Source organism: Micromonospora sp. NPDC049203, assembly GCF_043197215.1.
Lineage (GTDB): Bacteria > Actinomycetota > Actinomycetes > Mycobacteriales > Micromonosporaceae > Micromonospora.
Genome location: NZ_JBICSV010000006.1, coordinates 218021 through 240673, shown reverse-complemented (window position 1 = coordinate 240673; position 22653 = coordinate 218021). Strand labels below are relative to the sequence as shown.

Below are 22653 nucleotides of genomic sequence, written 5' to 3'. Positions count from 1 at the left end.
TGGGCGTGCCCTCCCCGGCCGGGCCGTCCCCGCCGGATAAGGTTGCCGCCGACGAGGCCGACGGACGAGGCCGACGAGGGGCGGGGATGATCATGCGGGACACCGACCGGGCGCTCGTGCAGGCCGCCACCGCCGTCGCGAAGCTGCGCTGCCGCAGCGACAACCACACAGTCGCCGCCGCCGTACGCAGCACCGACGGCCGGGTGTTCAGCGGCGTGAACGTCTACCACTTCACCGGCGGCCCGTGCGCCGAGGTGGTGGCCCTCGGCGCCGCCGCGACCCAGGGCGCGGGCGAGCTGGAGGCGATCGTCGCGGTGGGGGACCGGGGGCGGGGCGTCATTCCGCCGTGCGGGCGCTGCCGTCAGGTGCTGCTCGACTACTTCCCGTCGATAAAGGTGATCCTCGGCCCGCCCGACGGGCTGCGCGCCATCCCGATCGCCGACCTGCTGCCCGAGACGTACGTCTGGTCCGACCACCAGGTCGAGGTGCCGGTGGCCGCCCGCGCCGGGGTCTGGCCGACGCCCGTGGTGCCGGGCAGCCGGCAGGCAACGGAGGACTGACCCGCCTCAGTCGCCGGCCGCGGCCTCCAGCATCGAGCGGGGGACCGGCACCAGCTCGAAGCGGACCTGACCCTCCGGCACCATCCAGCTGCTCACCCGCGCGACCAGCCGTCCCGCCCGGACGGCCGGGTCGTTCGCGTACAGCTCACGGGCCATCTGCGGGTCGACGGACAGCACCGCGAAGCCGCGGATCCGCTCGTCGTCGCCGTCCAGGAACGGTCCGGCCGCGAGTACCGCGCCCTGCTCCACCAGCCCGGCCTGGTGCGCCAGGTGGGCGTCCTGAATCCGGTCGAGGGCGTCCTGTGGCAGCTCGGGCGCGTCGTCCGGGCGGACCAGGAGCACCACTGTGTGCCTGTCGAATCGCATGCCCTCAGGCTAGGGGCTGCCGGGCGCACAGTGCCCGGATCGACCAGTCCAGCACCGGTGCCAGGCTCTCGGCCGGTGGCCAGCCGTTGACCACGCAGAGCAGTTCCAGGTACCGCTCCCGGCGGGGATCGCGCGCGGTCCGCAACCGGTCCAGCATCCGGAGGCGCAGGTCGGCGTCGTCCGGCACGTCGCAGAGCCGTGCGTACCGGCTCGCCGCCCGGGCCAGGACCGGGTCGGCCCCGGGCGAGGCCGGTTCGACGCCGTCGGCGAGCGCCGGGGCCACCTCCTCCCGGATCACTGTGACCACGTCCCGGCGTACGCCCTCGACGCCGGCCCGATCGGCCGCGTGCTGCTCGGCCAGCCGGCACAGCCCGGCCCGGAAGGACGGGTCCAGGGCCAGCTCGGCCAGCTCCGCCCACGCCTCGATCTGGCCGTCGTCCGGATCGTCCGGCAGCTCCGGCGTGAGCGACCGGCGGATGCCCGCGAACGCCGGCTCGCTCAAGCCCCCGAACGCCGCGTCGAGGAACTCGTCGACCAGCCGCCGTCGCTCCCGTGCGGCCAGGCCGGCCAGCCGGTGCAGCAGGTCCGCCTCGGACGGCGTGGCCCCGCGCCGGGCGATCACGGTCAGCACCGCGCGGCGCGTCCGCAGCAGGCGGATCTGCGCGGTCAGCGCGTCCGCGTGCGCCGAGGCGACCTCGGGCAGGGTGACCTCGCGCGTCACCACCCGGCGCACGGTGGGCAGGTCCACACCCAGTTCGCGCAACGTCCGCACCAGGTCGAGCCGGGCCACCGCCGCCGCGTCGTAGCGCCGGTGGCCGGCCGGTCCCCGGTCGGTGGGCGGCACGATGCCGCTGTCGGACCAGAACCGGATGGTCTTCACCGGCAGCCCGGTCCGCCGGGCCAGGTCACCGATCGAGTAGCGCTCCGCACCGTCCATGCCGACCACCATCGCGCCTCCCCCCGGTGGAGGCGCAACCCCATCGACAGCGCCCGCTTAGGTTCGCCTTACCTGGTCAGCTAAGGTAAGGCGCACCTAATCGGAAGGCGAATCTCTCTCGTGACCACCGTCGCCGTCCGGCCCGCGCGGGCCGGGACTCCCGTCCGCCGCGGCACCGTCCGCCGCGTCGCGGTCACCGTGGCGGCGGCGCTCCTGCTCCTGCTGGCGCTGCTCGCCAGCCTGGCGCTCGGCAGCCGGCACCTTCCCGTCGACCAGGTGTGGCACGCGCTGGTGGCCCCGGACGGCGGCGACGCCAGCGTCGTGGTCCGGGAACTGCGGCTGCCGCGTACCGCCCTCGGGCTCGTCGTCGGCCTGGCGCTGGCGCTGGCCGGCGTGCTGTTCCAGGCGGTCACCCGCAACCCGCTGGCCGAGCCGCGCATCCTCGGTATCAGCGCCGGGGCGTCGTTCGGGGTGGTGCTGGCCATCGCCGTGTTCGGTGTGGGCACGCTCGCCGGGTACGTCTGGTTCGGCATCGCCGGCGCGCTGCTCGCCGGGCTGCTCGTGTTCGCCATCGCCAACCGCACCCGCGAGGGCGCCAGCCCGGTCACCCTCGCGCTGGTCGGCGCCGCGCTCGACGCCGGTCTCGGCGCCATGGTGTACGCGCTGCTCACCATCGACGCCCGCACGTTCGAGGAGTACCGCTTCTGGGTGGTCGGCGGGCTGACCGGCCGGGGCGTCGCCGTCGCCGGGCAGGTGCTGCCGTTCGTGGTGGCCGGGGTGCTGCTGGCCGCGCTCGCCGCCCGCGGCCTGGACGCGCTCGCGCTCGGCGACGACGTGGCCCGGGGGCTCGGGCACCGGGTCGCCCTGGTCCGGCTCGCCGCCGGGGCCGGTGGCGTGCTGCTCACCGGCGCGGCGGTGGCCGCCGCCGGGCCGATCGCGTTCGTCGGGCTGGCGGTGCCGCACCTGGCCCGGGCACTGGTCGGCGCGGACCAGCGGTGGACGCTCCTGGTCGCCGCGCTGCTCGGTCCCGCGCTGCTGCTCGCTGCCGATGTGGCCGGCCGTCTCGTCTCCCCGCCCGGCGAGATCCCCGCCGGCATCATCACTGCCCTGCTCGGCGCCCCGCTCCTGGCCTTCCTGGTCCACCGAGCCAAGACGGTGACCACATGACCACCCACCACCCCGCCCCCTCCCCCGCTCCGGGCTCCGGCGATCTTGCACTTGCTGCCCCGGCGAAAAGGGTGATCCCGGCATCTCGGGGGCCCAAAGTGCAAGATCAGCGGAGTGGGCGTGGCGGCCCCGGGCGTGGGGTGTTGCGGGTCGGGGCGGTGGTGGTGCCGTTCCGGTGGCGGCCCCTTGTCGTGGCGCTTGTTCTGTTCGTGCTGCTCTGCGTCGCGGTGGTGGTCAGCCTGTCCCTGGGTACGCCGTACGTCGCCCCGGTCGACGTGGTGCGGTCGCTCTCCGGCGCCGGCACCCCGTACGACCTCGTGGTGCGCGACCTGCGACTGCCTCGCGCGGTCCTCGCGGCGGTGGCCGGGGCGGCCTTCGGCGTGGCCGGCACGCTCATCCAGAGCGTGGCCCGCAACCCGCTTGCGAGCCCCGACGTCATCGGTGTCACCCAGGGTGCCGGGCTGGCCGCGACGATCGCGCTGACCAGCGGCGCGGCGGCGGTGCTGGTGGCGCCGGCGGCGCTGCTCGGCGGCCTGGCCGCCGCGGTGGCCGTGTTCGCGCTCGGCGCCCGGCACGGCCTCGCGGCTCAGCGGTTCGTGCTGGCGGGTGTGGCTGTGGCGTTCGCGTTCCGGGCGCTGATCGAGGTGGTCATGCTCACCGCCGACCCGATCGACGGGCTGCGCGCGCAGATCTGGCTGATCGGCACGCTCGCCGGCAAGGGGTGGAGCGAGGCGGCCTGGATCGCCGGCACGCTCGCCGTGCTGCTGCCGGTGCTGCTCTGGGCCGGGTGGGCGCTGCGCAGCAGCGCGCTCGACGACGACACCGCGCGGGGGATCGGCCTGCGGCCGGTGGCCCGGCGCATGGGGCTGGCCGGCACCGGCGTACTGGCTGCCGCCATGGTGACCGCCCAGGTCGGCGCCGTCGACTTCGTCGCGCTGGTGGCCCCGCAGGTGGCCCGCCGGCTGGTCCGCGCCGAGCGCCCGCCGTTGCTCTGCGCCGCGCTGCTGGGCGCGTTGCTGCTGGTCCTCGCCGACCTGGGCGCCCGCCGGCTGCTGGCACCCACCCAACTGCCGGCCGGTGTGCTGACCGCCGCGATCGGCGGGCCGTACCTGATCTTCGTGCTGCTGCGCACCCGAGGGAGGCGGTCGTGACCGCGCTGCTGTCCACCCGCGACCTGGTCGTCGGCTACGAGGGCCGCACCGTGCTGGACGGACTTGACCTCGACCTGCCGGCCGACACGTTCACCGTGATCGTCGGCCCGAACGCCTGCGGCAAGTCGACGCTGCTGCGCACGATGGCCCGGCTGCTCACTCCCCGGCGCGGCGCGGTGCTGCTCGACGGCGCGGCGATCCGGGACCTGCCCACCCGCGACGTGGCCCGGCGGCTCGGTGTCCTGCCGCAGAGCCCGCTGGTCCCGGAGGGGATCACCGTGGCCGACCTGGTCGGCCGGGGCCGTCAGCCCTACCAGCGCTGGTGGCGTCAGTGGTCGGCCGAGGACGGGCTGGCGGTCGAGGAGGCCATGCGGCTGGCCGACGTCAGCGCGCTGGCCGACCGCGCGGTGGACACGCTCTCCGGCGGGCAGCGCCAGCGGGTGTGGATCGCCATGACGCTCGCCCAGGACACCGACGCGCTGCTGCTGGACGAGCCGACCACGTTCCTCGACCTGGCTCACCAGGTCGAGGTGCTGGACCTGCTGCACCGGCTGCGCGCCGAGCGGGGCCGGACCGTGGTGGCCGTGCTGCACGACCTCAACCAGGCGGCCCGCTACGCGGACCACCTGATCGCCATGCGTGACGGCGCGGTGGTGGCCGCCGGCGAGCCGCGCGAGATCCTCACCGCGGACCTGGTCCGCGACGTGTTCGGCCTGGACTGCGTGGTCGTGCCCTGCCCGGTCAGCGGCGCCCCGCTCGTGGTGCCGGCCCTCACCCAGACCGGGTCCACCCACGCCGCTCCGGCCCAGACCGCGCCCACCCAGACCTCGGCCGCTCCGGCCGGCACGCCGGCCACGGCCGGCGCCCCCGTCGGCGACGCCTGAGCGCGCCGACCCGCACCACCGAAAGGAACCTCATGCGTCGTCTCGCCGTCGCACTCACCGCCGCCCTCGCTCTCGGGGTCGGCCTCACCGCATGCGGGGAGAGCGACCCCGTCGCCGGCACCGGCACCGGGGAGACCCGGGAGATCACCCACGCCATGGGCACCACGAAGGTCCCCGCCGAGCCGAAGCGTGTGGTCGTGCTCGACACCGACAAGATCGATACCGCGCTGTCGCTGGGCGTGACCCCGGTCGGCGCGGCGACCGCCGGTGAGGCGAAGAGCTGGCCCACCTACTTCGGCGCGGACAAGCTCGCCGGCATCACCGAGGTCGGCGTGCTCACCGAGCCGGACCTGGAGGCGATCAACGCGCTCAACCCGGACCTGATCCTGGGCAGCAAGTTCCGCCAGGAGAAGTTCTACGACGAACTGGCCAAGATCGCCCCGACCGTGTTCACCGAGAAGGTCGGCGTCACCTGGAAGGAGAACTTCCTCCTCGACGGCGCGGCGCTGGGCAAGGAGCAGCAGGCCAAGGACCTGCTGGCCGAGTACGAGAAGCGGGCGAAGGACTTCGGCGCGAAGCTCGGCGACGCCTCCTCCCGCAAGGTCTCCATCGTGCGCTTCATGCCGACCGAGATCCGCCTGTACGGGCCGGACTCGTTCTCCGGCATCGTCGTCGGCGACACCGGCCTGGGCCGCCCCGAGCGGCAGATGCTCGCCGACAAGGAGGACAAGCGGATGGACCGGGTCAGCCCGGAGCGCATCGCCGAGGCCGACGGTGACGTGGTGTTCGTGACCGCGTACGGCGAGAAGGCCGCCGCCGAGCAGGCCAAGGTCACCGGCGGAACGCTGTGGAAGGGCCTGTCCGCGGTCAAGGCCGGCAAGGCGCACGTGGTCTCCGACGAGATCTGGATGACCGGCATCGGCGTGGGCGCCGCCAACAAGATCCTGGACGACCTGGAGAAGCACCTGGCCGCCTGAGCCCCGATACACCAGCGCCCGTCCCGCCGTCGCCGGCCGGACGGGCGCGGTGTGTTCAGGCCACCAGTTGCCAGAGCAGGAACCCGTTGAGCGCCACCACGAAAGCGGTGATCGCCACCGCGGTGGCGGTGGTGGCCCGCCGGTTGACCAGGGCGCCCATCATGTCCCGGCGGCGGGTGAACAGCACGACCGGGATCAGCGCGAACGGGATGCCGAAGCTCAGCACCACCTGGGACAGCACCAGCGCGCGGGTCGGGTCGACGCCGATCGCGAGCACCGCCAGCGCGGGCAGCAGTGTGATCATCCGGCGGACCAGCAGCGGGATCCGGCGGCGCAGGAAGCCCTGCATGATGATCTCACCGGCGTACGTGCCGACGCTCGTGGAGGCCAGGCCGGACAGGAGCAGGGCGACCGCGAAGCCGACCGCCGCCGCCGTGCCGAGCGCGGTGGCGAGCCCGGCGTGCACGCCTTCGAGGGTGTCGGTGCCGGGGATCGAGGTGCCGTGGAAGCTGCTCGCGGCCACCAGCAGCATGGCCAGGTTGACCGCGCCGGCGATGCCCAGCGCGATGAGCACGTCGATTCGCAGGCCCTTGGCGATCACCCGCCGCTGCGCCTCGCCCTCGGCCGGCAGGCGGTTCGGGGTCAGCGCCGAGTGCACGTAGATGACGTGCGGCATCACCGTCGCGCCCAGGATGCCGGCGGCGAGCAGCATGCTGTCGGTGCCCTGCATCCGGGGCAGCAGCCCGGCCGCGGCGGCGGAGGCGTCCGGCTGCGCGCTGACCAGGTTGACCGCGAACGCCAGCACGATCACGCCGAGCAGCACCGCGATGGCGATCTCGAACGTGCGGAAGCCCCTGGCGCGCAGCGCCAGGATCGCGAACGAGGCGGTGCCGATGATCAGGCCGCCGGGCAGCAGCGGTACGCCGAACAGCAGGTAGAGCGCGACCGCCCCGCCGATCACCTCGGCCAGGTCGGTGGCCATGGCGACCAGTTCGGCCTGCGCCCACATGACCCGGTTGAGCGGCCGGGGCAGGTGTTCCCGGCACAGTTCGGGCAGGCTGCGCCCGGTGGCCAGACCGAGCTTGGCGGTGAGCGTCTGCACCAGCATGGCGGCCAGGTTCGCCGCGACCACCACCCAGACCAGCAGGTATCCGTACCGGGCCCCGGCCGTGGAGTTGGTGGCGAAGTTGCCGGGATCGACGTACGCGACCGCCGCCACGAAGGCGGGCCCGAGCAGGATGAGCCGGCCACGTACCGGGCGCGGGGCGCGGGCGGTCCGTAGCGGAGACGCGACAGGTGAGTCGTTCGTGACCACTGCTGCTCCTTGACGAGCGACGGAACGAGACGGATCAGGCGGGTTCGTGCCGCGCGGCCGCCGCGCGGGGCGGCGCGGCGAGGTCAGGCGAGCTTGCTCTGGACCGTGTCGGCGACCTTGCCGGCCGTTTCCGGGTCGGTGCCGTAGGGACGCGGGGCGGCCGGCGCCGCGCCGACCGACTCGGCCAGGCGGCGGCGACGCGGTGGGGCGAGCGTCAGCATCGGCGCGCGCCCCGATCGGTCCGGTCGCGGTGGCGACGGACGTTCGTGGAGTCGACAGCCATGCCGGGCTGTTCCCAATGATTGCCCACATATGCCACCTGTTCCGGCCAGGTGGAGGAAAAGCGTCCTCACCGGACTCCGGCCACGACGAACGGCCGCCCTCGGGCGAGGGCGGCCGTTCGCTGCGCCAGGTCAGGCGGCGGTGGACCAGATGGCGCGGAAGGCGGCGGCCTCACCGGCCAGCCACTGCTCGATCGGCTCCGGCTTGACGTCGGCGGGCATCCGGTGCGCCTCGCCGCGCCGCACGTCGACGAGGACCGGCTCGGCGTGCGGCAGCACCGCGTCCATGTGCCGGGCCATCAGGTGCAGCGTGGCCAGGGTCGCCTCCTCGCTCGGCGGCGCCTCGTCGAAGTGCAGCCGGATCGCCTCGGCCCGGCCGTCGGCGAAGCGCACACCGAACTGCGGGTTGATCTTCACGGGCAGGTCGCCCAGCATGGCCAGCGCGTCACGGGTCTGCGCCAGGTCGACGCCGGCCGGCTCGCCGAGCGAGTGCAACCAGCGGGTCGCGCCCGGCACCAGCGCCTCGTAGAGCGGGCGCCAGCGCGGCTTGACCAGGTCGGCGACCTGCGCGAGATGCGTGCCGCCGGTGTGGAACGCGACGTCGGCCTTGAGTGCCTTGACGAACTGGCCGTGCGGGTTGAAGCCGTGCCGGCTGGCCCGCTGGCGGCGCAGCCCGCCGACGAAGGTGGCCTTCGTGGGGCCGGTGCGGTCGACGTACCGGGTGAAGCCGAGGAGGGTGGCATAGGGGGTGACAGGGGCGGCGGAGGTGGGCGCGGTCACGGGCGTCCTCCCAGGTCAACGACTGGATTAGTACATACATTCTAATCGACGGGTCTGACATCGCCCAGGGAACGAAAAGGGCCGCCCGGACATCCCGGGCGGCCCTTTTTCGCGTAGTCCTAGAGCTGGCCGACGTCTGTCACCCGGACCACCGCCGCGCCGGTCTCGTCCGAGGCGGCGAGGTCGATCTCGGCGCTGATGCCCCAGTCGTGGTCGCCGTCCGGGTCGTCCAGGATCTGCCGTACGGTCCACCTCTCGCGGCCCTGCTCGATCATCAGCAGCGCCGGCCCTCGCGCGTCCGGCCCCACCCCGATCGAGTCGTACGTCTCGAAGTACGGCTCCAGCGCGTCGGCCCAGGCGTCGGCGTTCCAGCCGTCCCCGGCGTCCAGCTCGCCGAGCAGGTCCCAGCGGCGCAGCGCGGCCAGCTCGACGCGGCGGAACATCGCGTTGCGCACCAGCACCCGGAACGCCCGCGCGTTGCGCGTCACCGCCGGCGGCCGGTCGTCCAGCGAGGCGGCCACCTCGGCCACGTCCGACGGGTTGCGCAGCCGCTCCCACTCGTCGATCAGGCTGGAGTCGACCTGGCGGACCAGCTCGCCCAGCCACTCGATGAGGTCGACCAGCTCCTCGGTCTTGGCGTCCTCGGGGACGGTCTGCCGCAGCGTCTTGTACGCGTCGGCGAGGTAGCGCAGCACCAGCCCCTCGGAGCGGGACAGGCCGTAGAACTGGACGTACTCGGGGAACGTCATGGCCCGCTCGTACATGTCCCGGACCACGGACTTGGGGGAGAGCTGGTGGTCTGCGACCCACGGGTGGCCCTGCCGGTACATCTCGTACGCGGACTCCAGCAGCTCGGCGAGCGGCTTGGGCCAGGTCACCTCGTCGAGCAGTTCCAGGCGGGCCTCGTACTCGATGCCCTCGGCCTTCATCGCGGCGACCGCCTCGCCGCGGGCCTTGAACTGCTGCGCGGAGAGCACCTGGCGGGGGTTGTCCAGGATCGACTCGATCACGCTGAGCACGTCGAGCGCGTACGACGGGGACTCGCGGTCGAGCAGCTCGATGGTGGCCAGCGCCAGCGGTGACAGCGGCTGGTTGAGCGCGAAGTCGAGCTGGAGGTCGACGGTGAGCCGCACCCGGCGGCCTGTCTCGTCCGGCTCGGGCAGCTCCTCGACCACGCCGCCGGCCCGCAGCGCCCGGTAGATGGCGATGGCCCGGCGGATGTGCCGGCGCTGGGCGGCCGGGTCCTCGTGGTTGTCGGTGAGCAGGTGCCGCATCGAGGCGAAGGCGTCGCCGGGGCGGCCGATCACGTTCAGCAGCATCGAGTGGCTGACCTGGAAGCTGGAGGTGAGCGGTTCCGGCTCGGCCTCGACGAGGCGCTGGAACGTCGGCTCGCCCCAGCCGATCGAACCCTCCGGCGGCTTCTTCTTCACCACCTTGCGGCGCTTCTTCGGGTCGTCGCCGGCCTTCGCGAGGGCCTTCTCGTTCTCGATCACGTGCTCGGGGGCCTGCACCACGACCCGGCCCAGCGTGTCGAATCCGGCCCGACCGGCCCGGCCGGCGATCTGGTGGAACTCGCGCGCCTTGAGCAGCCGGGTGCGCACCCCGTCGTACTTTGAGAGGCCGGTGAACAGCACGGTACGGATCGGCACGTTGATGCCGACGCCGAGCGTGTCGGTACCGCAGATGACCTTGAGCAGGCCGGCCTGGGCGAGCGTCTCCACCAGGCGGCGGTACTTCGGGAGCATGCCGGCGTGGTGCACGCCGATGCCGTGCCGGACCAGCCGGGACAGCGTCTTGCCGAAGCCGGAGGTGAACCGGAAGTTGCCGATCGCACTCGCGATCATGTCCTTCTCGGCGCGGGTGCAGACGTTCACGCTCATCAGCGCCTGGGCGCGTTCCAGCGCGGCGGCCTGGGTGAAGTGCACGACGTACACCGGGGCCTGCCTGGTTTCCAGCAGCTCCTCCAGCGTCTCGTGCAGCGGCGTGGTCGCGTACGAGAAGAGGAGCGGGACCGGCCGCTCGGCCGAGCGGACGACGGCGGTCGGCCGCCCGGTGCGCCGGGTCAGGTCGTCGACGAAGCGGGTGGTGTCGCCGAGCGTGGCCGACATCAGCACGAACTGGGCCTGCGGCAGCTCGATCAGCGGCACCTGCCACGCCCAGCCCCGGTCCGGTTCGGCGTAGAAGTGGAACTCGTCCATGATCACCTGGCCGACGTCGGCGCGGCGGCCCTCGCGCAGCGCCAGGTTGGCCAGGATCTCCGCGGTGCAGCAGATGATCGGCGCGTCCGCGTTGACGCTGGCGTCGCCGGTGAGCATGCCGACGTTCTCCGCGCCGAAGACCTCGCAGAGCGCGAAGAACTTCTCCGAGACCAGCGCCTTGATCGGCGCGGTGTAGAAGGTCGTCCGGTCGTCGGCCAGCGCCGCGAAGTGCGCCGCGATCGCCACCAGGCTCTTGCCCGAGCCGGTCGGCGTATTCATGATCACGTTCGCGCCGGAGACGATCTCGATGACCGCCTCCTCCTGATGGGGATAGAGGTCCAGGCCGCGCTCGGACGCCCAGGAGGCGAACGCGTCGTAGAGGGTGTCGGGGTCGGCGGTCTTCGGCAGCGCGGCGGTGAGAGTCATGGCGGCTCCCATCGTGCCTGGATCCCACCGCGCCGCGCCAACCGGGTTCAGCGCCGCCGGTGGATCAGGTCGAAGACCTCCCGGCCGGCGGTCAGCGCGCGCCGTTCGAACTTCGTCACCGGCCGGTGCGCCGGGCGCGGCGCGTAGCCGCCGTACACGTCGACCAGCTCCGGGTCGGCGGTGAGCGTCTCGCGCATCGACTCGGCGTACTCGGCCCAGTCCGTCGCGCAGTGCAGCGTGCCGCCCGGCGCCAGCCGGGACCGCAGCAGCGCCACGTGCGCGGGCGCGATGATCCGCCGCTTGTGGTGGCGGGTCTTCGGCCACGGGTCCGGGAAGAAGACGTGCACCGCGTCCAGGCAGCCCTCCGGCATGGCCCGGACCAGGTCCAGCGCATCCCCCTCGGCCACCCGCACGTTGTCCAGACCGTGGCGTTCGACCAGGTCGAGCAGGTTGGCGATTCCCGGCGTGTGGACCTCGACCGCCAGATAGTGTCGGTCCCGGTCGGCCGCCGCCATGGCGGCGGTGGCGTCGCCCATGCCGGAGCCGATCTCCAGCACCAGTGGCGCCCGTCGTCCGAACAGCGCCGTCGGATCGCACGGCCCGTCGAGGGCGGCGATCTCGAGGCCGTACGCGGGCCAGAGCCGGGTGAGCGCGTCGCGCTGCCGCTCGCTCATCCGTCCGCGACGCGGATGGAAGGTACGGATGCGGCCGGCGGCGATGTCGGTGAGGGTCACAGCGATCCGAGCCTACGCGACCCGGATCGGATGTGATGTGCGGCCGGGGGTGAGAGGATTCATCCCGTACGCCGGGAGGGGTCATGGGGTCGTTCAGGGTACGTGAGGCGCTGCTGGTCGCCCTCGCCGCGTGCGCCGCCCCGCTGGCCGGCGCCGGGCCCGCCCAGGCCGCGCCGCGCGCCGCCGAGCCGGTGCCGGAACAGCCCCCGGCCGATGTGATCTTCGTGGAGGTCACCCCGGGCACCGTCTCGCCCGGCTACCTGGTCGGCATCCGGGCGAGCTGCCGGGACAACTCCGTACCGGCGATCGTCACCTCGGACGCGTTCGGCAAGATCCAGGTGCAGCCGCAGCGCGGCCTGCTCACCGCCACGCCGATGGTGCACGAGCGCACCCGGCCCGGCAACTACCGGGTCAAGCTGGAATGCCCGGGCGGGGAGACCGCCTCCACCATGCTCCAGGTGGTGAAGCAGGGGCAGCCCACCCGGCAGCCGCCCCAGCCGAGTCACCTGCCCAGCCGTGGTCCGGCGACCGGTTTCGGCGGCACCGCCGGCCCCGGACTCGGCGGCCTGCTGGTGCCCGTCGGGCTGGCGGTGACTGTGGTCGGCGCCGGGCTCGGCGTGGCCGCGTCCCGCCGGCAGGCCCGCGGCGCCGCCGGACGCTGAGGCCGGTCATGGCCGAGCACTTCGTCCCGCCGCCGCCCGCCGGATCCCGGCGCTCCGGCTGGCCGTTCCTCGCCCTGCCCCCGCCCGCCGCGCCACCCACGGACGCGGCCCGCCCGTCCCGGAATGGCCCGCCCGCCGCACCGCCCACCGAGGCGGCCCGGTTCTCCAGGGCCGACCCGGCCGTCGCGCCCCCGGCCGTCGCGCCCCCGGCTGCCGCGCGCCGGGCCGGCTCGCCGCACGGAGACGGAGCGGACACCTTCACGGGCTCGTCTCGCCCGGCCGGCCGGAGCGGACCGACCGCCGGCACCGGATCGCCGGCCGTGCCGGTCTCCGGGGCGCGGGCGTGGATGCCGCCGCCCGCCGCGTCGCGACCGTGGAGCCCGCCACCGGCTGGGCCGCCGGCCCTGCGCCCACGCCCCGCCGGGCCGCCGCCTGTCGAACCGCCACCGGCGTCGCCAGGCGGACGAGACCGAGGCCGGGGCTCCTGGTCGAAGCCCCTCGCGGTGGTGCTGGTGCTGGTCGGCGTGTTCGCCACCGGGGCCGGCCTGGGCCGCACGGCCGGGCCGTTCGACTTCGCCGACGCGTCCGCCGAGTCAGGAGAATCGAGCGTCGCCGCGCCCGCGGTGAGTGCCGCCGCCCCGGTCCGCAAGCCGGCGAGCCGGCCGGTACGCCTGGCGGTGCCGGCCATCAAGGTCAACGCGCCGGTCACCCCGGTCGGGCAGGCGAAGGACGGCTCGGTGGCGGTGCCGCCGCTGACCGAGCACGACCAGACCGGCTGGTACGACAGGGGAGCGGTGCCCGGCGACCCGGGCCGGGCGATCATCGTGGGCCACGTCGACACCAAGAGCGGCCCGGCCGTCTTCTACCGGCTGCGCTCGCTCAAGCCGGGCGCCCGGATCCAGGTGACCCGCGCGGACCGCAGCGTGGTGACCTTCACGGTGGACAGCGTCGAGTACTTCGACAAGGCCAACCTGCCCGCCGCCCGGGTCTACGGCGACTCGGGCCCGGCCGAGCTGCGCCTGATCACGTGCGGCGGCGAGTGGGTCGGCGGCCGGACCGGCTACCAGGACAACGTGATCGTCTTCGCGTCCCTCACCCGCTGACCGCTCCCGCCCGGCACGTCCCGGCCGTGTCGATCATGAGGTTGGCGGCGCAGGTTGCCCGTTTCGTCACCGCCAACCTCATGATCGCCGAGCGGAGACCCGGAGCGCCAGGGCCGTGGGAGATCTTGGAAGGAAACGGCCCCTGTGAGGGCCCAAATCTTCCAAGATCTCCAACGGGGCGGGGAAGGTGGGAGGGGGTGGGTCAGGGTTTGGCGGGGACCTGCTGAACCACCTCGAACTCCAGCAGGGTGGCGCCGGTGGCGACAGGCTTGCGGGGTTCGCCGCCTTCGGCGTGCGCGGCCCGGGACGGGCCCTGCGCCCACGCCTGGTACGCCTCCTCGCTCTCCCAGCGGGTGTAGACGAAGTAGCGGGTGTCACCGGCGACCGGGCGCAGCAGCTCGAAGCCGAGGAAGCCGGGGGAGTTCTCCACCGCGCCGGCCCGGGCCGCGAACCGCTTCTCCAGCTCCTCGCCGGCACCGGGCGGGACGTCGATCGCGTTGATCTTCACGACAGCCATGTGTCCACCCTAACCAGCGTCGGGCTCAGAACGTCTCGACGGCCGGTGCCAGGTCGGCGTCGACCACGACCGGGGCGTGGTCGGAGGGGCTCTTGCCCTTGCGGGCCTCCCGGTCCACGTACGCGGAGCGGACCGCGCGGGCGAACGGCGCGCTGGCGTACACCAGGTCGATCCGCATGCCCTTGTTCTGGTGGAACATCCCGGCCCGGTAGTCCCAGTAGGTGAACGGGTGCGGCCCCTTCATCGGTGTCGGCACCACGTCCTGAAGCCCCAGGTCGCGCAGCGCGGCCAGGGCGGCCCGCTCGGCCGGGGTGACGTGGGTGGAGGTGACGAACAGCGCCGGGTCCCAGACGTCGGCGTCGGTGGGCGCGACGTTGAAGTCACCGCAGACGGCCACCGGCAGTGGTCCGGCCACCTCCGGTTCGAGCGCGTCGCGCAGCGCCGCGAACCAGGCCAGCTTGTACGCGTAGTGCGGGTCGTCCGGCGCGCGGCCGTTCGGCACGTACACCGACCAGACCCGCAGCCCGTCGCAGGTGGCCGAGATGGCGCGGGCCTCGGGCTCGGGGAACCCGGGTTCGCCCGGGAAGCCGACTGTCACGTCGGCCAGCCCGACCCGGGACAGCACGGCGACGCCGTTCCACCGCCCGTCGCTGTGGCTGGCCACCTCGTAGCCCAGCTCGCCCACCTCGGCGACCGGAAACGCCCCGTCGGGGCACTTGGTCTCCTGCAGGCACACGACGTCGGGTTTCGTGGTGGCCAGCCAGTCGAGCAGCCGGGGCAGGCGGGCCTTCACCGAGTTGACGTTCCAGGTCGCCAGGCGCATGTCTCCACCCTGCCGCATCCCCGGGGACGCCGCCGCCCGGCCCGCCGAGCGGCCCGCCCCGGGACGGGCGGCGGTCCGCTAGCGCTCCGGGGTGTCGCCCGGGCGGGTCTGCTCGGCCAGGAACCGTTCCAGCTCGGCACCGAGCTCGTCGGCGGTGGGCAGCGGCCCGGTCTCGCCGGCCAGCAGGTTCTTCTCGCCCCGGCCGCGCGCGAACGCGTCGTACTGCTCCTCCAGCGCCTGGACCAGCGTCGCCGCCTCCTCGGTCTGGGTGACCTGACGGTCGATCTCGACCCGGACCGCCTCGGCGGCGGTCCGCAGATCCTCGACGGGCAGGAGCAGTCCGGTGCTGCGGGACACGGCGGACAGCAGCGCCTCGGCGGCGGCCGGATACTCGGCCTGGGCCACGTAGTGCGGCACGTGGGCGGCGAAGCCGAGGGCGTCGCGACCCCGCTCGCCGAGGCGGTACTCCAGCAGGTGACCGACGCTGGCCGGTACCTGCACCTTCTGCAGCCACGGCTCGTGCCCGGCGATCAGCTCCTTGCGGGTGGCGTGCGCGGTGACGCCGCTGGGCCGGGTGTGCGGCACCGCCATCGGGATCGAGTTGAGCCCGACGGTGAGCCGGACGTCGAGGCGGGCGCTGAGCCCGGCGACGGAGGCGACGAAACGCTCCCACTGCAGATCCGGCTCGGGGCCGGTGAGCAGCAGGAACGGGGTCTCGTCGTCGTCGTGCAGCAGGTGCAGCTCCAGCGCCGGGGCGTCGTAGGACTCCCAGTGGTCCTCGACGAACGTCATCACCGGGCGGCGGGAGCGGTAGTCGAAGACCTGGTCGACGTCGAAACGGGCGATCACCCGGGCGTCGAGCGAGGTGAGCAGCTGTTCCCGGGCAAGCCGGGTGGCGTTGCCGGCGTCGACGAAGCCGGTGAGCGCCTGGATCAGCACCGGCTGGCCGAGCTCGGGCAGCTCGTCGGTGAGTTCGTAGAGCTCGTGTGGATCGAGCACCGGTGGGTCCTCCCTGTCGACGCGTACGGGGGAGTGCCGACCGTGCGGCCTCCCCGGTTCGGCCAACGTACCGGGGTGCGTGGTCCATTCCGTTACGGCCACGTCCGATGCCCGGATGATGATCACGATTCGGCTACGCCCCGGTCCGGCGACCGATATCCGGATCGTCCGAACGGACGAGTTAGTCGATCATCGGCCGGGACCGGGAGGTCTGCGACGTTAGTGCCCGGCCCGGTATGCCCACTGTCGCCCGGGTGATTGGCCCGGTTGCCGAGGTCCGTCACCGGCCGACCGACGCCGGGGCGACATGTCCGCTTTATGCTGGCCAAAGTGTGGCGAGGGCCACTCAATCGGCCTGGGTGATCCCGGTTTGCCCTGCCTAGCCTCGTCGGATGCGTAACGACGGCAACCTCGACGACCCGTTCGGCTCCGGCCGCCCGGCTGACCGTTCGGACGATACCTCCTCCACCAACCGGTCGGCGACGCTCCGACGGCTCTTCCCACGTACCCGCTTCTGGGCACCGACGAACCCCCGGCCCGGCCGGACGAAGCTCGCGGTCGCCACTGGCGCGGCCTGCTGCCTCGGCCTGGTCGGCGTCAGCCAGGCCGGCTTCGGCGCCCCGGAGCGCGCCGCGAGCCCGGCGCCCTCGGCGGAGGTCGCCGAGCGCGCGGCGGTCGACCCGGCCTCCCGGGCCATGGCCCGCCCGAGCACCGCCCCGGCCACCCCCAGCGCCTCCCCGTCCGCTACGGCGAGCCCGAAGGCGACCGCCAAGCCCAAGCCGAAGAAGACGGTCCGGCAGATCGTCCCGGTCGCCGGCCTCGACCGCACCCAGATGAACAACGCCAAGAAGATCGTGCAGGCCGGCCAGAAGATGGGCATGCCGCGCCGGGCCCTGGTCATCGCGGTGGCGACCGCCATGCAGGAGAGCACCCTGCTCAACTACGCCAGCGGCGTGCTGCCCGAGTCGCAGAGCTACCCGCACCAGGCGATCGGCTGGGACCACGACTCGGTCGGGCTGTTCCAGCAGCGCCCGAGCAGCGGCTGGGGCACCGTCGAGCAGCTGATGGACCCCGAGTACGCGACGAAGGCGTTCCTGTCCGCGCTGGCGGAGATCCCCGGCTGGCAGAACCTGCCGCTCTCGGTGGCCGCGCAGGCGGTGCAGATCTCGGCGTTCCCGGACGCGTACGCCCAGCACGAGTGGCGGGCCGGCGAGGTGGTGGCCGAGATCCTGGGCTGACCCGGACGGGGGTTGCCGAAGGGGCGATTCGGGTATCAGAGGGCTTGCCGGTCCCAGGTACACATGAAGGGGACCGCGGGACGGGAGGACCCTCATGTCACTGATGCAACGGATCACCGCCTTCCTGCGGTCGCCGCGGGGCCAGCAGCTGGTCGAGCGCGGCCGGCGTGAGATGTCCAAGCCGGAGAACCAGGCCCGGCTTCGGCAGATCGCGACCCGGCTCCAGTCGCGCCGGCGCTGACCCGCGTCGCCCCCCGCCGCACGAGCCCTCCGGAGCCCTTCGTGACCGACCCCGCCCCCGTCGACGGGGAGCCCAACGCCGTCCCCACCGCCCCCGTCCCGCCGGTGGAGGCGCCCGAGGCGCCACCGGCCAAGCTGTGGGACCGGATGCGGGCGGACCCGCAGTACGCGCCGGAGCACCTGGCCCTGGAAGCGGTACGCCGGCTCGGCCCGGAGGCCGCGCAGTGGGCCGCCCGGGAGCGGGCGCTTCGGCCCGACACGCCACCGGAGCAGCTCGCCGACCAGGCGGTACGCAAGTTCGTCAACCACGCCCGGCTCTCCGGCGCGGTGTCCGGCGCGGCCGGGCTGCCCGGCGCGGTGATCGACGTGGGCGTGCTGGCCTGGACCCAGGCCCGGCTGGTGCTGCACGTCGCGGCCGCCTACGGCGCCGACCCGACGGACCCCGAGCGGGCCACCGACCTGCTGGTGCTCCAGCGGGTGCACAAGGCCGCCCAGGCCGCCCGCCTGGCGCTCGGCGTGGCCGCCGGCCGGGAACGGGCCGGCGCGCTGTTCGGCGCCGCCGGTGACCGGGCGCTGGGCCGGGTGATGCTCCAGCTCGGCGTCCGGCTGGCCCGGATGGCCGGGGTACGCGCCGCCAAGCGGATGTTCGCCAAGATCGTGCCCGGCGCCGCCATCGTGCTCGGCACCTGGGCCAACTCGTCGGCGACGAAGGAGCTGGCCGACCGCACGCGCGCCCTCTACCGCGCCGCCGGCCACCAGCAGCTACCCGGCCCGCGCCGGCCCTGACCCGCCGCGCGCCGGCCGACCCGCCCCGGGCGGCCGGTGCCGGCCGGTCAGCTCGCCCAGCCGGAGGCGTTCCAGGCCACCTCCGCCAGCCGGTCCTGCCCGGCCGCGTTCGGGTGGAACCAGTCCAGCACGTTCACCTGCTCCAGCGTGAAGCGGTGGCGGTGCACCGCGCCGCCGTCGAAGCGGCAGCGCGAACCGTACGCCCGGCAGGCGGCACGGAGTTGCCCGTCGTACGCCTCGATCCGGTCCCTGACGCGGGCCCGGCGGGCCGCCGCGGCGGGCGCGCTCGACGTGGCGTCGGCCAGCAGCGCCGGGCAGACGCCCCGCGACCAGGCCCGCACCGCGCGGGGCTCGGTGTGCCCGATCTGCCAGAGCCGGTACAGGTCCGGGATGCTCGTCACCAGCACCCGGGCCTTCGGCCGGCCCTCGCGCAGCACCGCCAGCGCCGCGTCCACCTGGTCGCGGAAGGTCGCCACCGCAGTCATGTCGTCGACGTCGCCCCGGCAGGCGTCGTTCGCCCCGATCAGCACGGTGACCAGGTCGGCCTTGTCGCGTACCGCCGACCGGGCCTGGCCGCTCAGCGCCGTCGCGCGAGCCCCGGGCGCCGCCCGGTTGTACGCCCGCAGCCCCGGCACGTCGGCGCGCAGCCGCCGGTAGACGCTCCCCACCCGCAGGCCGTCCCCGGTCGACCAGGAGTTGCGTTCGCAGCTCACCAGCACCAGGCAGGAGCCGTAGCCGGTGGTCACCGAGTCGCCGAGCGCGGTCAGCACCCGGGGCTCGCCGGGGCGGGGCGTGCCGGAGGGCCGGGGCGACGCCTCGCCGGCGCCGTCACAGGCGAGCGCGACGAGCGCCGCCAGGCAGGCCAGCGCGGCGATCCAGCGTCTCATCGGTCCCCCGTCCGGCGGCGGCAACGGGCGCGTCGACCCTATGCCCCGGCGGGGTCCCGGCGGCGGTTCTGTCGACTATCGGGCATCGACGACTGTCGTTCACATCTGCCGTGTGGGCGCCGACCGGCCGTGCAGCCACCGGTGCAGCACCCGGGTGATCCGGGGCAGCACCAGGTAGGTCATCAGCGGCGTGAGCACGAGCGTCATGAGCAGCGTCCGGCCGGCCAGCGGCACGCCGGACAGGAACCTCGTGGTCAGCAGCGTGGCGGCCAGGCTGAGCGGGAAGAACGCCAGCCAGATCGTGACGGCCTGCTTCCAGCGCGGCGGCGCGGCCGGCTCCGGCCCGCCGAACGTCTCGACCACGTGGTCCACCGGCGGGGCGAACCACCCCTCGATGCCGGTCCGCCGCTCCACCCGCGTGTGCTCGACGATGCCCTGCGCGGAGCTGAGCCACCAGCGCCGCTGCGGCGACTCCTCCCAGTCGCGCAGCGTGTCCGCGTCGGCGAACCGGTACATCACGTGCCACTCGCCCGAGCCGGGGGCGCTGCGGACGAAACCGGCGCCGAGGAAGCCCGGGAAGCCCTCCGCCAGCGCCGTCCCGGCCCGCATCCACGCCACCACCTCGTGGGTACGCGCCGGGTCAGCGCGCCGGGACACGGCGACGGTCACGGGTACGGCCTGAGTCGTGGTCATGCCATCCTCTCCACCGGCCCGCGGGATCTCCGCCGGAACCGGCAGACCGATGTAACGCACCCGTCCACCGGGCGCATCCGGCGGCCACCCGCCGGGTGTCCCGGATCACCGGCGTTCCCCCGCCCGCCGGTTATCCCCGCCCGAGCCGGGGTAGGCGACAGGAATGACCCGATCACAGCCCCGTCGCGCCCGTGGCACGGTCGGCCACGCGAACAGCGCTCTGAACCTGCGGCTCGCGCTCGCCACGTTCGGTCTGGTCGTGATGACCGTCTTCGCGGTGCTCGCGTTCGCCGCCGACATCGCCTGGCTGGGTGTCGTCTGCGCGCTGCTCGCCGTGGTGGCGGTGGTCGACCTGGTCGTGATCCAGCGCCGCCGCGCCGCGCGCCGCCGGGAGGAGCCGGGCGTGCGGCACTCGCTGTTCGAGTGACAGGAGTACGAGATGCCCATCGCCACCACCAATCCCGCCACCGGACAGGTGCTCAAGACGTACGAGGCGATGTCGGACGAGCAGATCGACGCCGCGATCGAGCGGGCTGACCTCGCCTTCCGGCAGTTGCGGGACACCACAATCGCGCAGCGGGCCCGCTGGCTCCTCGCCGCTGCCGACCTGCTCGACGCCGAGCGCGACGAGACGGCCCGGTTGATGACCACCGAGATGGGCAAGACGTACGCGGCGGCGAAGGCCGAGGTCACCAAGTGCGCCACCGCCTGCCGCTTCTACGCCGGCAACGCGCCGCGGATGCTCGCCGACGAGCCCGCCGACGCCGCCGCGGTCAAGGCCAAGCGGGCGTACGTGCGCTACCAGCCGATCGGCCCGGTGCTGGCGGTGATGCCGTGGAACTTCCCGCTGTGGCAGGTGATGCGGTTCGCCGCCCCGGCCCTGATGGCGGGCAACACCGGCCTGCTCAAGCACGCCTCGAACGTGCCGCAGACCGCGCTCTACCTGGAGGATCTGTTCCGCCGGGCCGGGTTCCCCGAGGGCGCGTTCACCACGCTGCTGGTCGGCTCCGACGCGGTCGACCGGATCCTGCGCGACCCCCGCGTGCGCGCCGCCACGCTCACCGGCAGCGAGCCGGCGGGCCGGTCCATCGCCCAGATCGCCGGCCGGGAGATCAAGAAGACGGTGCTGGAGCTGGGCGGCAGCGACCCGTTCGTGGTGATGCCCTCGGCCGACCTGGACACCGCCGCCGAGGTCGCCACCACCGCCCGCTGCCAGAACAACGGGCAGTCCTGCATCGCCGCGAAGCGGTTCATCGTGCACACCGACGTCTTCGACGCGTTCGCCGAGAAGTTCGCCGCCCGGATGGCGGCGCTGCGCGTCGGCGACCCGATGGACGACGGCACCGACGTCGGCCCGCTCGCCAGTGAGCGCGGTCGCGACGAGGTGCACGCCCAGGTCACCGACGCGGTGGACCAGGGCGCGACGGTGCTCTGCGGCGGCGAGAAGCCGGCCGGGGACGGCTGGTACTACCCGCCGACTGTGGTCACCGACCTGCGCCCGGAGATGCGGATGTGGAGCGAGGAGGTGTTCGGGCCGGTCGCCGGGCTCTACCGGGTCGGCTCGTACGAGGAGGCGATCGAGGTCGCCAACGGCACCAGCTTCGGCCTCGGCTCCAACGCCTGGACCAACGACCTGGCCGAGCAGGAGCGCTTCGCCGTCGACCTGGACGCCGGGAACGTGTTCATCAACGGCATGACCACGTCCTACCCGGAGTTGCCGTTCGGCGGCGTGAAGAACTCCGGGTACGGCCGCGAGCTGTCCGCCGCCGGCATGCGCGAGTTCTGCAACACCAAGACCGTGTGGATCGGCGAGGGCCAGGCCGGCGCGGGGGCCGGCGCGCACTCCGAGTGAGGTGTTAACAGGGGCCCCTTCCTCTACCGGAGGCGTTAAGAAGGGGCCCCTGCTTACATCCGGACCGGGGTGGGTAGGAGTGGCGACCATGACGGCGTTCGGCTTCCACGCATCCCACGAGCAGATCCATCCGGCCCGGCTGCTGGAGGCGGTGATCCACGCCGAGCGCGCCGGCTTCGACGCGGCCATGTGCTCCGACCACTTCTCGCCGTGGAGCGAACGGCAGGGGCAGTCCGGGTTCGCCTGGTCGTGGCTCGGGTCCGCGCTCCAGGCCACGAACCTGTCCTTCGGCGTGGTGAACGCGCCCGGCCAGCGCTACCACCCGGCGATCATCGCGCAGGCCATCGGCACGCTCGGCGCCATGTACCCGGGCCGGTTCTGGGCCGCCCTGGGCACCGGCGAGGCGGCGAACGAGCACATCACCGGCGAGGTCTGGCCGCGCAAGGACGTGCGCTCCGCACGGCTGCGTGAGTGCGTCGACGTGATCCGGGCGCTGCTCGCAGGCGACGAGGTCAGCCACGACGGGCTCGTCACCGTGGACCGGGCGAGGCTGTGGACCCGGCCGGAGGAGCCGCCCGCGCTCGTCGGCGCCGCCGTCAGCGTCGCCACCGCGCGCTGGTGCGCCGAGTGGGCGGACGGGCTGATCACCGTCAACGCGCCGGTCGAGCACCTGCGGCAGATGATCGACGCCTACCGGGACGCGGGCGGGCGCGGCCCGCTGCACCTCCAGGTGCACGTGAGCTGGGCGCCCGAGCAGGCCGAGGCCGAGGCGATCGCGTACGAGCAGTGGCGCAGCAACGTGTTCGCCCCGCCGGTCTGCTGGGACCTGGAGACCCCCGAGCACTTCGACGTGGCGAGCGCCGACGTGCCGATGTCCAAGGTCGCCGAGACCGTGAACGTCTCCGCCGACCTGGGCCGGCACATCGGCTGGCTGGAGGAGTACGTGGCGCTGGGCTTCGACCAGATCGCCCTGCACCACGTCGGGCAGGAGCAGCGCGCGTTCATCGACACGTTCGGCGCCGAGGTGCTGCCGAAGCTGCGCTCCGCCGCCTGATCCCACAACGGCCCGCCGCCGCA

At 73.8% G+C, this 22653-nt stretch carries 25 protein-coding genes; 13 read left to right on the top strand and 12 right to left on the bottom strand.

Annotation, left to right across the window (positions count from 1 at the left end; genetic code table 11):
- Nucleotides 1–92 precede the first annotated feature (92 nt).
- Nucleotides 93–560: a cytidine deaminase gene (locus tag ACGFIA_RS18810; protein ID WP_357386956.1), complete on the top strand. Its 468-nt coding sequence runs from the start codon at nt 93–95 to the stop codon at nt 558–560.
- Nucleotides 561–566: 6 nt separating this feature from the next.
- On the opposite strand, the gene ACGFIA_RS18805 is transcribed toward ACGFIA_RS18810, so the two are convergent.
- Nucleotides 567–926, bottom strand: a complete 360-nt coding sequence (locus ACGFIA_RS18805) for a YciI family protein (RefSeq protein WP_357469343.1) — start codon at nt 924–926, stop codon at nt 567–569.
- A 4-nt stretch (nt 927–930) separates the two neighbouring features.
- Entirely contained in the window at nt 931–1875 is a 945-nt protein-coding gene (locus tag ACGFIA_RS18800) for a MerR family transcriptional regulator (protein ID WP_357469340.1), read from the bottom strand.
- Nucleotides 1876–1983: 108 nt separating this feature from the next.
- On the opposite strand from ACGFIA_RS18800, the gene ACGFIA_RS18795 reads away from it, so the two are divergent.
- The 4 genes from ACGFIA_RS18795 to ACGFIA_RS18780 all read left to right on the top strand — a co-directional run bounded on the left by ACGFIA_RS18795 (nt 1984) and on the right by ACGFIA_RS18780 (nt 6042).
- A complete protein-coding gene (locus ACGFIA_RS18795; RefSeq protein ID WP_357386962.1) occupies nt 1984–3030 on the top strand; it encodes an iron ABC transporter permease in 1047 nt (348 codons plus the stop codon).
- Nucleotides 3031–3221: 191 nt separating this feature from the next.
- On the top strand, nt 3222–4181 hold the full coding sequence (locus tag ACGFIA_RS18790) for a FecCD family ABC transporter permease (protein WP_393261092.1): 960 nt from the start codon (nt 3222–3224) through the stop codon (nt 4179–4181).
- Nucleotides 4178–5065 carry an ABC transporter ATP-binding protein gene (locus ACGFIA_RS18785; protein WP_357386966.1) on the top strand — a complete coding sequence of 296 codons (888 nt, stop codon included), beginning with the start codon at nt 4178–4180 and terminating at the stop codon, nt 5063–5065. The genes ACGFIA_RS18790 and ACGFIA_RS18785 overlap by 4 nt, the downstream gene beginning before the upstream one ends.
- Before the next feature lie 32 nt (nt 5066–5097).
- Nucleotides 5098–6042, top strand: a complete 945-nt coding sequence (locus tag ACGFIA_RS18780; protein WP_357386968.1) for an iron-siderophore ABC transporter substrate-binding protein — start codon at nt 5098–5100, stop codon at nt 6040–6042.
- A 55-nt stretch (nt 6043–6097) separates the two neighbouring features.
- On the opposite strand, the gene ACGFIA_RS18775 is transcribed toward ACGFIA_RS18780, so the two are convergent.
- The 5 genes from ACGFIA_RS18775 to trmB form a co-directional block, all read right to left on the bottom strand.
- On the bottom strand, nt 6098–7357 hold the full coding sequence (locus tag ACGFIA_RS18775; RefSeq protein WP_357469323.1) for an Nramp family divalent metal transporter: 1260 nt from the start codon (nt 7355–7357) through the stop codon (nt 6098–6100).
- An 83-nt stretch (nt 7358–7440) separates the two neighbouring features.
- Entirely contained in the window at nt 7441–7578 is a 138-nt protein-coding gene (locus ACGFIA_RS18770; RefSeq protein ID WP_357469320.1) for a hypothetical protein, read from the bottom strand.
- A 192-nt stretch (nt 7579–7770) separates the two neighbouring features.
- Nucleotides 7771–8418, bottom strand: a complete 648-nt coding sequence (locus ACGFIA_RS18765) for a hypothetical protein (RefSeq protein ID WP_357386973.1) — start codon at nt 8416–8418, stop codon at nt 7771–7773.
- Between the two features lie 119 nt (nt 8419–8537).
- Nucleotides 8538–11042, bottom strand: a complete 2505-nt coding sequence (locus ACGFIA_RS18760) for a DUF3516 domain-containing protein (RefSeq protein WP_357386975.1) — start codon at nt 11040–11042, stop codon at nt 8538–8540.
- Nucleotides 11043–11089: 47 nt separating this feature from the next.
- A complete protein-coding gene (trmB, locus tag ACGFIA_RS18755; RefSeq protein ID WP_393261087.1) occupies nt 11090–11776 on the bottom strand; it encodes a tRNA (guanosine(46)-N7)-methyltransferase TrmB in 687 nt (228 codons plus the stop codon).
- 83 nt (nt 11777–11859) lie between these two features.
- On the opposite strand from trmB, the gene ACGFIA_RS18750 reads away from it, so the two are divergent.
- Both ACGFIA_RS18750 and ACGFIA_RS18745 read left to right on the top strand, forming a co-directional pair.
- A complete protein-coding gene (locus tag ACGFIA_RS18750; RefSeq protein ID WP_357386977.1) occupies nt 11860–12438 on the top strand; it encodes a hypothetical protein in 579 nt (192 codons plus the stop codon).
- A gap of 404 nt (nt 12439–12842) precedes the next feature.
- Nucleotides 12843–13541, top strand: a complete 699-nt coding sequence (locus tag ACGFIA_RS18745) for a class F sortase (RefSeq protein WP_357469420.1) — start codon at nt 12843–12845, stop codon at nt 13539–13541.
- 202 nt (nt 13542–13743) lie between these two features.
- Here ACGFIA_RS18745 and ACGFIA_RS18740 read toward each other — a convergent pair whose 3' ends face one another.
- The 3 genes from ACGFIA_RS18740 to ACGFIA_RS18730 all read right to left on the bottom strand — a co-directional run bounded on the left by ACGFIA_RS18740 (nt 13744) and on the right by ACGFIA_RS18730 (nt 15880).
- Entirely contained in the window at nt 13744–14058 is a 315-nt protein-coding gene (locus ACGFIA_RS18740; RefSeq protein WP_302906002.1) for an antibiotic biosynthesis monooxygenase, read from the bottom strand.
- 25 nt (nt 14059–14083) lie between these two features.
- On the bottom strand, nt 14084–14881 hold the full coding sequence (locus ACGFIA_RS18735; protein ID WP_357469308.1) for an exodeoxyribonuclease III: 798 nt from the start codon (nt 14879–14881) through the stop codon (nt 14084–14086).
- 78 nt (nt 14882–14959) lie between these two features.
- Entirely contained in the window at nt 14960–15880 is a 921-nt protein-coding gene (locus ACGFIA_RS18730; protein ID WP_357386981.1) for a PAC2 family protein, read from the bottom strand.
- Nucleotides 15881–16272: 392 nt separating this feature from the next.
- Between ACGFIA_RS18730 and ACGFIA_RS18725 the strand changes: the two genes are divergently transcribed.
- The 3 genes from ACGFIA_RS18725 (at nt 16273) to ACGFIA_RS18715 (ending at nt 18144) form a co-directional block, all read left to right on the top strand.
- Entirely contained in the window at nt 16273–17118 is an 846-nt protein-coding gene (locus tag ACGFIA_RS18725) for a peptidase M23 (protein WP_357386983.1), read from the top strand.
- A 94-nt stretch (nt 17119–17212) separates the two neighbouring features.
- Nucleotides 17213–17359: a hypothetical protein gene (locus ACGFIA_RS18720; RefSeq protein ID WP_357386985.1), complete on the top strand. Its 147-nt coding sequence runs from the start codon at nt 17213–17215 to the stop codon at nt 17357–17359.
- Between the two features lie 41 nt (nt 17360–17400).
- Complete coding sequence (locus tag ACGFIA_RS18715; RefSeq protein ID WP_357386987.1) at nt 17401–18144, top strand: EcsC family protein; 744 nt, start codon at nt 17401–17403, stop codon at nt 18142–18144.
- Between the two features lie 47 nt (nt 18145–18191).
- Here the strand turns inward: ACGFIA_RS18715 and ACGFIA_RS18710 are convergent, their stop codons facing one another.
- Nucleotides 18192–19031: a GDSL-type esterase/lipase family protein gene (locus tag ACGFIA_RS18710; RefSeq protein WP_357469305.1), complete on the bottom strand. Its 840-nt coding sequence runs from the start codon at nt 19029–19031 to the stop codon at nt 18192–18194.
- A gap of 99 nt (nt 19032–19130) precedes the next feature.
- Entirely contained in the window at nt 19131–19724 is a 594-nt protein-coding gene (locus ACGFIA_RS18705; protein ID WP_357386991.1) for an antibiotic biosynthesis monooxygenase, read from the bottom strand.
- A 163-nt stretch (nt 19725–19887) separates the two neighbouring features.
- Here ACGFIA_RS18705 and ACGFIA_RS18700 point away from each other — a divergent pair, with 163 nt between their 5' ends.
- The 3 genes from ACGFIA_RS18700 (at nt 19888) to ACGFIA_RS18690 (ending at nt 22630) form a co-directional block, all read left to right on the top strand.
- Complete coding sequence (locus ACGFIA_RS18700) at nt 19888–20151, top strand: DUF6343 family protein (RefSeq protein WP_013285356.1); 264 nt, start codon at nt 19888–19890, stop codon at nt 20149–20151.
- A 12-nt stretch (nt 20152–20163) separates the two neighbouring features.
- The gene (locus tag ACGFIA_RS18695; RefSeq protein ID WP_357469302.1) at nt 20164–21576 is read left to right on the top strand and encodes an NADP-dependent succinic semialdehyde dehydrogenase; all 1413 of its coding nucleotides are present in this window, start codon (nt 20164–20166) and stop codon (nt 21574–21576) included.
- 88 nt (nt 21577–21664) lie between these two features.
- Complete coding sequence (locus ACGFIA_RS18690; RefSeq protein WP_357477558.1) at nt 21665–22630, top strand: TIGR03885 family FMN-dependent LLM class oxidoreductase; 966 nt, start codon at nt 21665–21667, stop codon at nt 22628–22630.
- Nucleotides 22631–22653 lie beyond the last annotated feature (23 nt).